The 13,200-nt window shown below is 70.8% G+C and carries 10 protein-coding genes and 1 pseudogene; 5 read left to right on the forward strand and 6 right to left on the reverse strand.

Features of this window, described 5'->3' with window-relative positions:
• Positions 1-191: 191 nt before the first annotated feature.
• The 5 genes and pseudogenes from ACZ6SD_RS09430 to ACZ6SD_RS09450 form a co-directional block, all read right to left on the reverse strand.
• Positions 192-2,573 carry an FdhF/YdeP family oxidoreductase gene (locus tag ACZ6SD_RS09430; protein WP_465316451.1) on the reverse strand — a complete coding sequence of 794 codons (2,382 nt, stop codon included), beginning with the start codon at positions 2,571-2,573 and terminating at the stop codon, positions 192-194.
• A 107-nt stretch (positions 2,574-2,680) separates the two neighbouring features.
• Positions 2,681-3,601 carry a hypothetical protein gene (locus ACZ6SD_RS09435; protein WP_465316452.1) on the reverse strand — a complete coding sequence of 307 codons (921 nt, stop codon included), beginning with the start codon at positions 3,599-3,601 and terminating at the stop codon, positions 2,681-2,683.
• Between the two features lie 339 nt (positions 3,602-3,940).
• Positions 3,941-4,384, reverse strand: coding sequence for a class I tRNA ligase family protein (locus tag ACZ6SD_RS09440; RefSeq protein ID WP_465316581.1), 444 nt, complete (start codon positions 4,382-4,384; stop codon positions 3,941-3,943).
• A 326-nt stretch (positions 4,385-4,710) separates the two neighbouring features.
• Positions 4,711-5,385, reverse strand: a pseudogene (locus tag ACZ6SD_RS09445) (class I tRNA ligase family protein); the annotation flags it as partial.
• On the reverse strand, positions 5,385-5,969 hold the full coding sequence (locus ACZ6SD_RS09450) for a class I tRNA ligase family protein (protein ID WP_465316453.1): 585 nt from the start codon (positions 5,967-5,969) through the stop codon (positions 5,385-5,387). The gene ACZ6SD_RS09450 and the pseudogene ACZ6SD_RS09445, both read right to left, overlap by 1 nt.
• Before the next feature lie 70 nt (positions 5,970-6,039).
• Here ACZ6SD_RS09450 and ACZ6SD_RS09455 point away from each other — a divergent pair, with 70 nt between their 5' ends.
• The 4 genes from ACZ6SD_RS09455 (at position 6,040) to ACZ6SD_RS09470 (ending at position 12,086) form a co-directional block, all read left to right on the forward strand.
• Complete coding sequence (locus tag ACZ6SD_RS09455; protein ID WP_465316454.1) at positions 6,040-8,670, forward strand: valine--tRNA ligase; 2,631 nt, start codon at positions 6,040-6,042, stop codon at positions 8,668-8,670.
• A 59-nt stretch (positions 8,671-8,729) separates the two neighbouring features.
• The gene (gene folC, locus ACZ6SD_RS09460; protein WP_465316455.1) at positions 8,730-10,103 is read left to right on the forward strand and encodes a bifunctional tetrahydrofolate synthase/dihydrofolate synthase; all 1,374 of its coding nucleotides are present in this window, start codon (positions 8,730-8,732) and stop codon (positions 10,101-10,103) included.
• Positions 10,100-10,477 carry a DUF4233 domain-containing protein gene (locus ACZ6SD_RS09465; RefSeq protein WP_465316456.1) on the forward strand — a complete coding sequence of 126 codons (378 nt, stop codon included), beginning with the start codon at positions 10,100-10,102 and terminating at the stop codon, positions 10,475-10,477. Before folC ends, ACZ6SD_RS09465 begins: the two co-directional genes overlap by 4 nt.
• A 76-nt stretch (positions 10,478-10,553) precedes the next feature.
• On the forward strand, positions 10,554-12,086 hold the full coding sequence (locus tag ACZ6SD_RS09470) for an alkaline phosphatase D family protein (protein ID WP_465316457.1): 1,533 nt from the start codon (positions 10,554-10,556) through the stop codon (positions 12,084-12,086).
• On the opposite strand, the gene ACZ6SD_RS09475 is transcribed toward ACZ6SD_RS09470, so the two are convergent.
• Complete coding sequence (locus ACZ6SD_RS09475) at positions 12,083-12,592, reverse strand: hypothetical protein (protein WP_465316458.1); 510 nt, start codon at positions 12,590-12,592, stop codon at positions 12,083-12,085. The genes ACZ6SD_RS09470 and ACZ6SD_RS09475 overlap by 4 nt on opposite strands.
• 149 nt (positions 12,593-12,741) lie before the next feature.
• Here ACZ6SD_RS09475 and ndk point away from each other — a divergent pair, with 149 nt between their 5' ends.
• Entirely contained in the window at positions 12,742-13,152 is a 411-nt protein-coding gene (gene ndk, locus ACZ6SD_RS09480) for a nucleoside-diphosphate kinase (RefSeq protein ID WP_465316459.1), read from the forward strand.
• Positions 13,153-13,200 lie beyond the last annotated feature (48 nt).

The raw sequence follows: 13,200 nt of genomic DNA on the forward strand, positions 1-13,200 counted from the left end.
GGCCGGGCCTCGCCCGGTGGGCCGGGCCTCGCCCGGTGGGCCGGGCTGGTGAGGGCGAGACGGGGCTTCGGCGGTATGGGTCACTTCGGGTGTGGCCCACGATCCGGGCGGGCAGGCGGGCGTTGTGGAGTGCGCTGGCTGGGGCTGGGGGGATGGCCGCAACGGGCGGGTTTCGCTTGGGCGGTGGGGGTTCAGGGGCGCGTGTTTCCTCCTTCCTGAGTGGTAGTGGGGGTTGGCGGCGGGGGTGGGTTGTGCGGGTGGGGAATGTGGGGTTCTAGGCGGACCACCACTGACTTTGAGGTGGGCGTGTTGGATGTCTCGGCGGTGGAGTCGAGGGGGATCAGGGAGTTGGCTTCGGGGAAGTAGGCCGCGGCGCAGCCCTGGGTGGTGGCGTAGGCAACGACGCGGAACTTCTCGGCGCGGCGTTCGGGGGTGCTGGTGGGGTCGTTCGGCCATTCGCTGACCAGGTCGACCAGTTGGCCGTCGGCGAGGCTCAGGGCGGTGATGTCGGCTGGGTTGACGAAGACGACGCGGCGGCCGTCCTTGATGCCGCGGTAGCGGTCGTCCAAGCCGTAGATGGTGGTGTTGTACTGGTCGTGGCTGCGCAGGGTTTGCAGGAGCAGCCTCCCCGGAGGGACGTGCAGGACGGTCAGCGGGTTCGCGGTGAACATGGCTTTGCCGGTACGGGTGCCGGTGAACTCCCGGGAGTCACGGGGGGCGTGCGGGAGGACGAAGCCGTCCGGCTGACGGACCTTCTCGTTGTAGGACTCGCAGCCAGGCACGACCCGGGCGATGCGCTCGCGGATAAGGTCGTAGTCGCCCGCGAAGTCCCTCCACGGCACCGGATGGTCGGGGCCGAACAGCGCCTCCGCCAGCCCGCACACGATCCCGACCTCGGACATCAGGTGCTCGGACGCGGGCTCCAGCCTGCCGCGCGAGCGGTGCACCACCGACATCGAGTCCTCGACCGTGACGAACTGCTCGCCACTGGCCTGGGTGTCGCGCTCGGTGCGCCCCCGGGTGGGCAGGATCAGCGCGGTGCGGCCGTGGACCACGTGCGACCGGTTCAGCTTGGTCGAGACGTGCACGGTCAACTCGCACGACCGCAGCGCCGCCTCCGTCACCGCGGTGTCCGGCGACGCAGAGGCGAAGTTGCCGCCGATGGCCATGAACACCTTCGCCCGGCCGTCGCGCATGGCCCGGATGGCGCTGACCGTGTCGTGGCCAGGTTCGCGGGGCACGCTGATGCCGAACTCGGTCTCCAGCGCCGACAGGAACTTCTCGGGCATCTTCTCCCAGATGCCCATCGTCCGGTCGCCCTGCACGTTGGAGTGGCCCCGCACCGGGCACAGGCCCGCCCCCGGCTTGCCGATCATCCCGCGCAGCAGCGCCACGTTCGCGATCTCGCGGATCGTCGGCACCGAGTGCCGGTGCTGGGTCAGCCCCATCGCCCAGCACACAATCGTCCGCTCGGACTCCGCGAACAGCCGCGCGACGTTCTCGATCTCCGCGCGCGGCAGGCCGGTGGCGGTGTCGACGGCGGCCCAGTCCACCGAGCGGACGTGGTCGGCGTACTCGGTGAACCCTTGCGTGCAGACGTTGACGAACGCCTGGTCAACCACCGTGCCGGGCCGCTCCGCCTCCCAGCGCAGCAGCAGGTGCCCGATCGCCTGGAACAGCGCTTGGTCGCCGCCGAGCTTGATCTGGCAGAACACGTCGGCCAACTCGGTGCCCTTGCCGAGCAGGCCGCGCGCGTTCTGCGGGTTCTTGAACCGCAGCAGCCCCGCCTCGGGCAGCGGGTTGACCGCGACGATCCGCGCGCCTGCGGCCTTGGCCTCTTCCAGCGCGGACAGCATCCGCGGGTGGTTGGTGCCCGGGTTCTGCCCCACCACCACGATCAGGTCGGCTTTGGCGAAGTCGGCCAGGGTCACGGAGCCCTTGCCGATGCCCGTCGTCTCGGCGAGCGCGGCGCCGGAGGACTCGTGGCACATGTTGCTGCAATCGGGCAGGTTGTTGGTTCCGAAGCCGCGGACCAGCAACTGGTACAGGAAAGCGGCTTCGTTGCTCGTCCGGCCGGAGGTGTAGAACACGGCTTCGTCCGGAGTGGACAGCGCGCGCAGATGCGTCGCGATGAGCTCGAACGCCGCCGCCCAAGACACCGGCTCGTAGTGCGTCGCCCCTGGCCGCAGCACCATCGGGTGCGTGATGCGGCCCTGCTGCCCCAGCCAGTAGTCGGTGCGCTCGGTCAGCTCCGCCACCGGGTGCTCGGCGAAGAACCGCGGCCCGACGCGCCAGGTGGTCGCTTCCTCCGCGACGGCCTTGGCGCCGTTCTCGCAGAACTCGACAATCTTGCGGTCCGGCCCTTGGGGCTCGGGCCAGGCGCAGCCCGGGCAGTCGAAACCGTCGCGCTGGTTGAGCAGCCGCAGGGTCGTCGCCGTCCGCGCCACGCCCATCTGCTCGACGCCGCGCTTCAGCGACACGATGACACCGGGAATGCCTGCGGCCCACCGCTTGGGTGGGGTCACGTCCAGCGCCGACTCGTCGACGTCCTGCTCGGGGGGTTTGCCTGCCATGGACTCATCGTGGGCCACTTGGCGAGGGTTTGCCAGAAACTATCCACAGGGCCGAAAACCATCCACAGATCAGCGGAGGGGCTTGACGGCGGGGGTAGGCGGGCGTATTAGGACGGGCAGCCGCTTTCGGCGGGCAGGGCGGCGTTCGGGTCGAAGTACGTGCCGCGGTCCTGCTTCTGCGAAGTGTGGGTCAGACCTTCGTCGCGGTAAGCGGGGGCGAGAAAGCCCTTCTTGTACGCGTCGCACGAGATCGAGTAGCCGTAGCCGCCGACATGGCCGTACCAGAGGCCCTGGCTGCCCGCGGTCCAGCGGGGGCCGTCGCGCAGCACGTACTCGACGTCGGCTCGCACGACGACCACGAAGTCCATCGGGTCGAGAGGCGGGGCGCTCGGATCGGCGGTGAACGCGTAGGCGAAGACGTAGTTGGTGTGCACCACCAGCTCGTCCGGCCCGCCCGCCGCGACGCGCATAGTGCCTTTGACCTTGGGGTCCACGGGGAGTAACTCGCTGCCGTGGGCGACCATGCTCACCAACGCTTGGGCTTCCGGCTCGCGGCCGGTGCCGAACAGCGGCTGCAGTTGTCTTCGCGCGTCCGGGGCGAGCAGGCCCAGGTAGCGGCTCGGGTCGTGCTGGCGCAGCAACGCCGGGTCGAGCCTGCTGGCGATCAGCGTGTCGCGGACGCGCGCGGTGGCCGCGGCCACTTCCTCCGCGCTGAACTCGCCGATGCGCATGGGCGGCGGCGTCTCGATGCCCGCCGCGCCGTCGGCCCAGGCGGCGGCGGGGGTGCGCTCGAATGGGCGGGTGACGTCGACCGCGGGCGCCAGGGAGGTCATCTGCTCGGCGTGGCCGTCCGCGGCGAACTCGTCGGACTTGGCGAACATCCGGTCGAACATGCCGACGCCGACCATGAGCATGAGCACGGCCACGATCGCCACCAGCACCATGGACGTGACCAGCCACCGCTCGGCCCGGCGCCGCCGGGTGCCGCGGAGCATCGCCTTCACGTCCGCGCGCGCGGTCTCGCGCACGCTGCTGCGCCACGCGGCGTCTTGTAACGCTGCGTGATCACCGAACTCGCGTTGGTTCACCGGCCCCCCAAGGGCGCTCCAGACCGGGCGGGCCGGACTGGTTGAGGTGTCGACTGCCTGGTGCACACCTCATCGATTCGGCCCGCGCGGGTGTTAGCAAACAGATCCGTACCTCAGCCCGCTCTGCGGTGAACGGCATCCAACGCCGGACCAACGGTCGAATTGGCCGGTTGTCGTCGCACAGCGTCACCCGAATGGCCTAAATCGGACAGGATGCTCTCGGATGGGTGTACACAGAGTGCGCGTTTCTGGCGTTTGGTGGGCACTGGCCGTCACGGCTCACTCGGCTTCGAGAACGACCTCGACGCTGACTGGCCCCTGGTCGGAGCGAGTGAAGCGAAACTCGCGCACCGCGCCCGCCGCCCGCAGGTCTGCCTCGACCGCGGTCAGCGCGGTCTCCACGTCGGGATCACAGGCGACCACCACCTCGGCGACCGGCGCCCGCATGGACCGCTTGGCCTGGGACTTGGCCCGCCGAATCGCCTCCAGCACCGCGACCACCACCGGCGTCAACCAGCCGTTGTCACCCGCGTCCTCGGCGATCCAGCCGTACGGGCTCCGGTGTACCGAACCGTCCTGCCACCACGACCAGGTCTCCTCGGCCACGAACGGCAGGTACGGCGCGAGCAGCCGCTGGAGCGCCGACAGCCCGGTCCGCAGCGCCGCCCGCGCCGACTCCGCACCCGGCCCGTCGCCGTACGCGTGGTCTTTAACCAGTTCCAGGTAGTCGTCGCACCAGAACCAGAAGACCGCTCGACCCGTTCCAACGCGTCGGTGTGCTCGCCCGCGTCCAGCGCTTCGGTAGCCGCGTCGACCACCGCGTCCAGCTCGGCGAGGACGGCCACGTCAAGCGGCTCGGTCACCGCGGCCGACGAAGGCGTCGGGAAGCCGAGCGCGAACCGGCTCGCGTGCAGCAGCTTCGTCGCGAGCCTGCGGCCGACCCGCATCTTGGTCTCATCGAACACCGTGTCCACGCCCGGCCGACCGGAGGCGGCCCAGTAGCGCACCGCGTCCGAGCCGTGCGCGTCGAGCATCGTCTCCCGCGCGAACAGGTCCGTGTCGTCGTCGGCTCCGCACACCAGCAGCGGCGTGAGCGACGAGGTCGCCCAGGTGTCCATCACGTCCGGCTCGGCGGCGAACCCGCCCGGCTTACCGCGCTGCTCCTCGCGATACCCGGGCGGTGTGGCCGAGGCCGGGTCCACGGGCAAGACCTCGGGCAGGATCGGGCGCGCGTGATCCGGCTCGCCGTTAGCGTCGAGCGGGTACCAGAGCGGGAACGGCACGCCGAAGAACCGCTGCCTGCTGATCAGCCAGTCGCCCGCCAGGCCGCGCACCCGGGTCTCGTACCGCGCCCGCATGCGCTCGGGCCGCCAGTCCAGCTCGCGGCCGCGCGCCAGCAGGGCGTCCCGGTGCTCGGCCGACCGGATGAACCACTGCCTGCCGGACGCGATCTCCAGCGGCTTGTCGCCGCGCTCGTAGTACGCGACCGGGCGCTCCACCGGCCGTGGTTCGCCGACAAGCGCGCCCTCTTCGCGAAGCAGGGCCACCATGCGCTCGCGTGCCGTGTGGACGGTCGCCCCCGCCAGCGTGGCGTAAGGCGTCGCGGGCACCTCGTCGGGCGGGTCGGGCCGGAACCGGCCGTCCCGGCCGATCACCGCGCGCACCGGCAGCCCGAGTTCGCGCCACCAGCGCACGTCGGCCGGGTCGCCGAAGGTGCAGCACATCACCAACCCGCTGCCCCGGTCCGGCTCGGCGTCCGGATGGGTGAGCACCGGCACGGGCACGCCGAACACGGGCGTGCGGACCGTCGTGCCGACGAGCCCGCGGTGGCGCTCGTCGTCGGGACGGGCGATGAGCGCCACGCACGCGGGCAGCAGCTCCGGGCGGGTCGTGTCGACCTCCACGCCGTCGGAGAAGCGCAGCGTGTGCCAGGCGCCCCGGCTGACCCGTGCTCGACCTCGGCCTGCGTCACGGCCGTGCGGAAACCGACGTCCCACAGGGTCGGCGCCTCGGCCTGGTACGCCTCGCCCGCCGCGAGCAGCCGCAGGAAAGAGCGCTGCGAGAGCCGCCGCGCCCGCTCACCGATCGTCGTATAGGTGCGAGACCAGTCCACCGACAGCCCGAGCCTGCGCCATAGAGCCTCATAAGAGCGCTCGTCTTCTGCTGTCTGCCGCTCGCACAGTTCCACGAAGTTGCGCCGCGAGATGGCTGTCGGTTGACCGGTAGGCGAGAAATGCGGGTCGTACGGCAAGGAAGGGTCGCAGCGGACGTTGTGCGCCATCTGCGCCCGGCGCTCGCTCTCCGCCATGAACGGACGGTAGTCGGGGGCGTGCGCCCGGCTCGACCCGTTTTCGCTGGCCTTCGTAGACTCTTCCACCGTGACCGATACCCCCACCCTGCCCAGCACCGACCTTCCCCCGGCTTGGGAGCCTGCCGCGGTAGAGGCGGAGCTGTACCAGGGCTGGGTAGACGCCGGGTACTTCACCGCCGACGCGTCGAGCGACAAGCCGCCGTTCACTATCGTGCTGCCGCCGCCCAACGTCACCGGCAGCCTGCACATGGGCCACGCGCTCAACCACACGGTGATGGACGCGCTCACCCGCCGCCGCCGGATGCAGGGCTACGAGGTGCTCTGGCTGCCCGGCATGGACCACGCGGGCATCGCGACCCAGAACGTCGTGGAGCGCCAGCTCGCCGGTGAGGGGCTTTCGCGGCACGACCTCGGCCGGGAGAAGTTCGTCGAGCGCGTCTGGGACTGGAAGGCCGAGTACGGCGGCAAGATCCTCGACCAGATGCGCCGCCTCGGCGACGGCGTCGACTGGTCCCGCGAGCGGTTCACCATGGACGAGGGCCTGTCCCGCGCCGTCCAGACCGTCTTCAAGCGGCTCTACGACGACCAGCTCATCTACCGCGCCGAGCGCATCATCAACTGGTGCCCGCGCTGTCGCACCGCGCTTTCCGACATCGAGGTGGAGCACTCCGAGGACGAGGGCGAGCTGGTCTCGATCCGCTACGGCGAGGGCGAGAACGCGATCGTCGTCGCCACGACCCGCGCCGAGACGATGCTCGGTGACACCGCCGTCGCGGTGCACCCCGACGACGAGCGCTACCGGCACCTGGTCGGCACCGAGGTCGTGCTGCCGCTGACCGGCCGCCGTATCCCGGTCGTGGCCGACGAGCACGTCGACCCGGAGTTCGGCACCGGCGCGGTCAAGGTGACCCCGGCGCACGACCCGAACGACTTCGAGATCGGCCGCCGCCACGACCTGCCGTCCATGACGATCATGGACGCGACCGGCGTGATCACCGCGTCCGGCCCGTTCGAGGGCCTCGACCGGTTCGAGGCGCGGCCCGCTGTCGTGGCCGCGTTGCGCGAAGAGGGCAGGATCGTCGCCGAGAAGCGGCCTTACCTGCACTCCGTTGGCCACTGCTCTCGCTGCGACACAGTGATCGAGCCGCGGCTGTCCTTGCAGTGGTGGGTCAACGTCGAGCCGCTTGCCCGCGCCGCGGGAGACGCGGTGCGCGACGGCCGCACCCAGATCCACCCGCCGGAGCTGGCCAAGCGCTACTTCGACTGGGTCGACAACATGCACGACTGGACGATCTCGCGGCAGCTCTGGTGGGGGCACCGCATCCCGGTCTGGTACGGCCCGAACGACGAGGTCGTGTGCGTCGGCCCGGACGAGGAGCCGCCATCGGGCGAGGGCTGGACCCAGGACCCCGACGTGCTCGACACCTGGTTCTCCTCCGGCCTGTGGCCGGTGTCCACGCTCGGCTGGCCCGCCCAGACCGCCGACCTCGCCAAGTTCTATCCGACGAGCGTGCTGTCCACCGGCTACGACATCCTCTTCTTCTGGGTCGCCCGGATGATGATGTTCGGCCTCTATGCGATGGACGGAAAGCAGCCCTTCGACCACGTCTACCTGCACGGTCTTATCCGTGACGCGCAGGGTAAGAAGATGTCGAAGTCGCGCGGCAACGTCCTCGACCCGCTCGACTGGCTCGACCGCTTCGGCGCCGACGCGACCCGCTTCACCCTCGCCCGCGGCGCCAACCCCGGCAGCGACATGGCGCTGGCCGAGGAGTGGGCGGCGGGCTCGCGCAACTTCTGCACGAAGCTGTGGAACGCGAGCCGCTTCGCGCTCATGAACGGCGCCACCACCGACCGCCCGGTGCCCGACCGCGCCGAGTTGACCGACGCCGACCGGTGGATCCTCGACCGCGCCGACGCCCTGGTGTCCGAAGTGGACGCGCTGTTCGACGGCTTCCAGTTCGCCAAGCTCTGCGACGCGCTCTACCACTTCACCTGGGACCTCTACTGCGACTGGTACCTGGAGCTGGCCAAGACGCAGATCGCCGAGGGCGGCCCGCGCGCCGACGCGACCCGCGCGGTGCTCGGCCACGTGCTCGACACGGTGCTGCGGCTGCTGCACCCGGTGACCCCGTTCGTCACTGAGGTGCTGTGGAAGTCCCTGACCGGCCGGGAGTCCCTGGTCGTCGCGGACTGGCCGACCGCGTCGGGCGCGCCCGCCGACACCGACGCCGAGCGCCGGATCGAGGGCGTGCAGAAGCTGATCACCGAGATCCGCCGGTTCCGCGCCGACCAGGGCGTCAAGCCGGGGCAGAAGGTCGCCGCCCGGCTGTCTGGGGTGGACGCCGCAGGCCTCGCCGCGCACCAGGCCGCGGTCGCCTCGCTAGCCCGGCTGGAGGCTCCCGGGGAGGCGTTCGCGCCCAGCGCGTCGCTGGAGATCCCGCTCGCGGGCGGCGCCGTCACCGTCGAGTTGGACCTGTCGGGCACGGTCGACGTCGCCGCCGAGCGCAAGCGGCTGACCAAGGACCTCACCGTCGCCGAGAAGGAACTCGCCCAGTGCGACGCCAAGCTCGGCAACCCGAAGTTCACCGACAAGGCCCCCGCCGACGTCGTGGCCAAGATCCGCACCCGGCGGGACACCGCGGCCGCCGAGATCACCCGCATCCAGGCGCGCATCGCGGCGCTCCCGGCGGGCTGACCGCGTGCGGGAACCCGCACGTAGACTCGACGGGTGACTGTCGGCTACCTCCAAGGAGAATGAGCGTGCCCAAGCTGGACCCCGGGGCGCTGGAGGAACTGCACCAGGTCGAGTCCGAGCTGGACACCCGGTGGTCGGAGACGAAGATCGAGCCGTCGCTGGCCAGGATCGCGGCGCTGGTGAACCTGCTCGCCGACCCGCACAAGGCCTATCCGGTCGTGCACATCGCGGGCACCAACGGCAAGACCTCCACCACCCGCATGATCGACGCGCTGTTCACCCGCGTCGGGCTGCGCACCGGCCGCTTCACCAGCCCGCACCTGCAGATCGTCACCGAGCGCATCAGCCTCGACAACGCGCCCATCGACCCGGAGCGCTACGTCGAGGTCTACCGGGACGTCGAGCCCTACCTGGAGATGATCGACGCCAAGTCCGACGTGCGGTTGAGCAAGTTCGAGGTGCTTACCGCCATGGCGTTTGCCGCGTTTGCCGACGCCCCGGTAGACGTCGCTGTCCTGGAAACCGGTCTAGGCGGCTCCTGGGACGCCACCAACGTCGCCGACGCCCGCATCGCCGTGATCACGCCCATCGGCATCGACCACGTCGAGTACCTGGGCCCCGACATCCTGGGCATCGCCCGGGAGAAGGCGGGGATCATCAAGCCGGGCTCTATCGCGCTGCTCGCCGAACAGGACCCCGAGGTCGCCCGCGTGCTGCTGGAGCGCGCCACCGAGGTCGACGCGACGGTGGCCCGCCAGGGTCAGGAGTTCGGCGTGCTCCAGCGCGACGTCGCGATCGGCGGCCAGGTCCTCAAGCTGCAGGGCCTCGGCGGCGTCTACGACGACATCTTCCTGCCCCTGCATGGCGCCCACCAGGCCGCCAACGCCGCGCTCGCGCTGGCCGCGGTGGAGGCGTTCTTCGGCGCGGGCGCCCAGCGCCAGCTCGACGTCGAGGCCGTCCGGGAGGGCTTCGCCTCGGTCGTCTCGCCCGGCAGGCTGGAGCGCGTGCGGATGGCCCCCAGCGTGTTCGTCGACGCCGCGCACAACCCGCACGGCGCGGCGGCCCTGGCGGCGGCGTTGGACGACGAGTTCGGCTTCCGGCGGCTCGTCGGCGTTGTCGCCGTCCTCTCGGAGAAGGACGCCACCGGCATCCTCTCCGCGTTGGAGCCGGTCTTCACCGACCTGGTGGTCACCACCAACTCCTCGCAGCGCGCCATGGACCCCGACCGCCTCGCCGCCATCGCCGTCGAGATCTTCGGTGACGACCGGGTGACCGTCGAGGCCCGCCTGGACGACGCCATCGAGACCGCGGTCCGCCTCGCGGAGGAGACCGACGACCCCGACGAGCCCGTCGCGGGCGGCGGCGTGGTCGCCACCGGCTCGGTCGTCACCGCGGGCGAGGTCCGCGCGCTGTTCGGCAAGGAGCCCGCATGACCGACGCCCCGCCCCCCGACCCCATGAAGGGCTTCCGCGGCGTCATGGCCGCGATGCTCATCCTGGAAGCGATCGTGGTGCTCCTGGCGCTGCTCGTCATCGCCAAGATGGACGGCGGCGTGGTGGGCTGGCAGGGCGGCCTGGTCGGCGGCCTCGCCCTGGCGATGATCCTGGCCTGCGGGTTCGTCGGCAAACCCTGGGGCATCTGGCTGGCGGTGGCGCTGCAGGCCGTGATGATCCTGGGCTACTTCGCCGTGCCCACCCTCGGCGCGGTCGGCGTCCTGTTCGGCCTCGCCTGGGCCTGGATGATCTGGCTGCGCCACGACGTCGCCAAGCGCATGGCCGAGGGCAGGCTGCCGAGCCAGCAGGGGTAGCGGCGCGCGCGGAAACGTCATCCGCAGGACATGTGCGGTTGGCCCGCGCGCAGCGGTCCGGGATTACAACGGCGCCATGACTGATGAGCGCGGGTTATCCAGGCGGACACTGTTAAGAGCGGGCGGGATAGCGGCGGTAGCGGGACTGACCGTGCCGGGGGTGGCGTTCGCCTCCCCGAAGGCCCGGCCCGTGCTGACCCACGGCGTGCAGACCGGCGACGTCACCACTGACGGCGCCCTCGTCTGGACCCGGTCCGACCGGCCCGCCCGGATGCTGATCGAGGTGTCGCGCGACCCGTCGTTCCGGCACGTCCGGCACGTGCGGGGGCCGCTGCTGACCCCGGACACCGACGGCACCGGCAAGGTGCGGCTCACCGGTCTGCCGCCAGGCCACGAGGTGCACTACCGGGTCCGTGCGGAGGACCTGGACGGCCGCGCCGCCAGCGAACCCCTCGTCGGCTCGTTCCGCACCGCGCCGGTGGGCCGCGCCGATGTCCGGTTCACCTGGTCGGGCGACGTGGCAGGCCAGGGCTGGGGCATCAACCCGGACCTGGGCGGCATGACGGCCTACGCCGCGATGGCGGCCCGCCGCCCCGACTTCTTCCTGAACTGCGGTGACACCGTCTACGCGGACGGGCCGCTCAAGGAGACGGTGCCCCTCCCGGACGGCCGCGTCTGGCGGAACCTCGTGACCCCGGAGAAGGCCAAGGTCGCCGAAACCCTGACCGAGTACCGCGGCCAGTTCGCCTACAACCTGCTTGACGACAACGTCCGCGCCTTCGCCGCGCGGGTGCCTACCATCGTGCAGTGGGACGACCATGAGGTCGTCAACAACTGGTACCCGGGCGAGATCCTCGACTTGCCGCAGTACACCGAGAAGCGGGTCGACGTGCTGGCCGCGCGCGCGTTCCAGGCGTTCCACGAGTGGCAGCCGATCGACCGGCGCCTCGCCGAGGACGGGCGGATCTACCGCAGCTTCGCTTACGGCAAGCACGTCGAGGTGTTCGTGCTCGACATGCGCAGCTACAAGGACGCCAACACCGCGCCGAGGGACGGTGCGGGGCGGGTGCTGGGGGAGCGGCAGGCGCGGTGGCTGGTCGACGGCCTCAGCCGCAGCCGCGCGACCTGGAAGATCGTCGCCGCCGACCTGCCGATCGGGCTGACCGTGCCGGACGGGGCGCACATCGAGGGCGTCGCCAACGGACTGCCCGGCGTGCCGGGTGGTCGAGAGCACGAGTTGGCGTGGGTCCTGCGCACGCTTGCCCAGCGCCGGGTGTCCGACGTGGTCTGGCTTACCGCCGACGTGCACTACACCGCCGCGCACCACTACTCGCCGGATCGGGCGGCGGTGGGGGACTTCGAGCCGTTCTGGGAGTTCGTGTCCGGGCCGCTGCACGCGGGGGCCTTCGGGCCGAACGTCCTCGACCCGACCTTCGGCCCGGAGGCGGTGTTCGTGCACGCCCCGCCCGCGGCCAACACCTCGCCGTTGCTGGGGTTCCAGCATTTCGGGGAGGTGCAGGTCGACGGGCGGAGCGGCGAACTCACCGTTTACCTGCGCGACGGTAGCGGCGTCTCTCTGTGGTCTAAGACCCTGCGACCAAGCCGCTAGAACGCGGCTGACACGTTGTCGGCAAGCCTCTGCCAGACCTTGAACGCCGCGCCGGAGAAGACCGTGTTCCAGACCTCTTGCGAATACGGTCCCTCCCCGCGCACCTGCAACGTCGGCGCGGAGCCGAGCCAGTCGAAGGAGAACGTGATGGTGCGGCCTGCGCCTTCCCCGTGACCGGGAAGCGTGTGGAACGTCCATCCCGTCGCGGTTCGGCCGCTCACCTGCACCGGGTTTACCGCGTTCCACATAGCGACGTTCGGGATCGCGTAGAGGTCGCACTTGCCGCCGACCGGTGGCAAGACAGCGCAGTTGGACTTGAATGGGAACAGCCGGGCCAGTTCCGCGGTCACGGCGGTCGTGAGTGATTCCGGTGTCCGCGCGGTCTCCAGCCGCAGCGAGTACCCGAAGCTGTAGGACATGCCGGACGGCTGGGCGGCGGCGGACACCGGGACGCTCATGGCGAGCGCCGCGACGAGGGCGAGGACGGCCCGGCGGGCAAGGCGCATAGTGCTCTCCGATCTTGTGCGGGATGAGGTCACCGTGGGGTGTTCTCGGGAGCCCGGCAACCACTGCCACCACACCGGGTTACTCTCCTCACACGCGCGTGCGGCCGTGCACGGTGCGTAGCCATTCCCATGAAGGAGTACGGAAAGCCGTGAGTGAGCGCACCCTGGTCCTGGTCAAGCCCGACGGCGTGAGCCGTGGACTGGTCGGCGAGGTCATCTCCCGCATCGAGCGCAAGGGCTTGACCCTGGCCGCCCTGGAACTGAAGACCGTCGAGCGCGCCGTCGCCGAGCAGCACTACGCCGAGCACGACGGCAGGCCGTTCTTCGAGTCGCTGCTGGAGTTCATCACCTCCGGCCCGGTCGTGGCGCTGGTCGCGGAGGGGCCGCGGGCCATCTCCGCGTTCCGTCAGCTGGCGGGGGGCACGGACCCGGTCGACAAGGCCGCGCCGGGCAGCATCCGCGGCGACTTCGGCTTGGAGGTCCAGTACAACCTGGTGCACGGCTCGGACTCCCCGGAGTCGGCCGAGCGCGAGATCAAGCTCTGGTTCCCCAACCTCTGATCCGCGCGGTAGGGCTGTCCGGGAACGGGCAGCCCTACCGAGGTCGCA

This window comes from Actinokineospora sp. NPDC051303, from assembly GCF_055586285.1.

Excerpts from the sequence above, each read along its gene's own strand:
- ACZ6SD_RS09430 (WP_465316451.1), bottom strand. The coding sequence starts at position 2,573 with ATGGCAGGCAAACCCCCCGAGCAGGACGTCGACGAGTCGGCGCTGGAC.
- ACZ6SD_RS09450 (WP_465316453.1), bottom strand. The coding sequence starts at position 5,969 with ATGGCGGAGAGCGAGCGCCGGGCGCAGATGGCGCACAACGTCCGCTGC.
- folC (WP_465316455.1), top strand. The coding sequence starts at position 8,730 with ATGAGCGTGCCCAAGCTGGACCCCGGGGCGCTGGAGGAACTGCACCAG.
- ACZ6SD_RS09465 (WP_465316456.1), top strand. The coding sequence starts at position 10,100 with ATGACCGACGCCCCGCCCCCCGACCCCATGAAGGGCTTCCGCGGCGTC.
- ACZ6SD_RS09470 (WP_465316457.1), top strand. The coding sequence starts at position 10,554 with ATGACTGATGAGCGCGGGTTATCCAGGCGGACACTGTTAAGAGCGGGC.
- ACZ6SD_RS09475 (WP_465316458.1), bottom strand. The coding sequence starts at position 12,592 with ATGCGCCTTGCCCGCCGGGCCGTCCTCGCCCTCGTCGCGGCGCTCGCC.